Genomic DNA, 738 nt, shown 5'->3' with positions numbered 1-738 from the left:
ACCATGTCGAACAGAGGTCGTCGGGCTATCTCGAAAGCGATAACCTCGGCGTTGTACAGGTCGGGAACGGGCGAGAGATACAGCTTCTCGCCACCGAAATTGAACTCGGTGACGTCAGTTACCCATTTGTCGTTCGGACGCTTCGCATCGAATCGCCGTTCAAGAATGTTCGGTGCCGCAAGGCCCACCTCGCCTCTGAATGCACGGTACTTTTTCAACCGGACGTACGACTTCAGCCGAAGTTCACCCATCAGGCGCTGAATTGTCTTGTGGTTGATCTTGGTGCCTTCTTGCCGTATCACGGCAGTGATGCGGCGATAGTGATACCGCCCCTTATGCTCGTCAAAGATCGAGCGAATCCGGACCTTCAGGCTTGCATACTTGTCGGCAATCCCGAGCGCCTTCTTCTGATAATAGAAGGTACTCCGTGCCAGGCCCGCCACCTTGAGCAAGCCAGCGAGTGGATATTGTTGCCTTAGTTCAAGCACGATTCGCGCTTTTACTGCTGCGCTTCTTGCTTCTTCGCTTGAACTAAGGCGTCGAGTTTTTTTAGGTATGCGTTCTCCATTCGAAGATGATCCAGTTCTGCCAGCAACTCTTTGCGGCTAGGGGAGCTGCCATCATATGACTTCGGCTGAGGCTTTTTAGTTGACGGCTTTTTCATTCTTGGGCGGCGCACGGAGGCGTACGGCGACAAGCCGGTTGCCGCCTTCGTCGTATGCGTGTTCCCAGTTGCCA

The 738-nt window shown here is 54.1% G+C and carries 1 pseudogene; it reads right to left on the bottom strand.

From position 1 onward, the window contains the following. Positions 1-738, bottom strand: a pseudogene (locus NCT04_RS34255) (IS3 family transposase); the annotation flags it as partial.

Origin of the sequence: Caballeronia sp. GAFFF2, from assembly GCF_023631485.1 — a bacterium.
Taxonomy (GTDB): Bacteria; Pseudomonadota; Gammaproteobacteria; order Burkholderiales; family Burkholderiaceae; genus Caballeronia.
The sequence above is the reverse complement of the archived record's forward strand: the minus strand, read 5'-3'. Positions and strand labels throughout refer to the sequence as shown.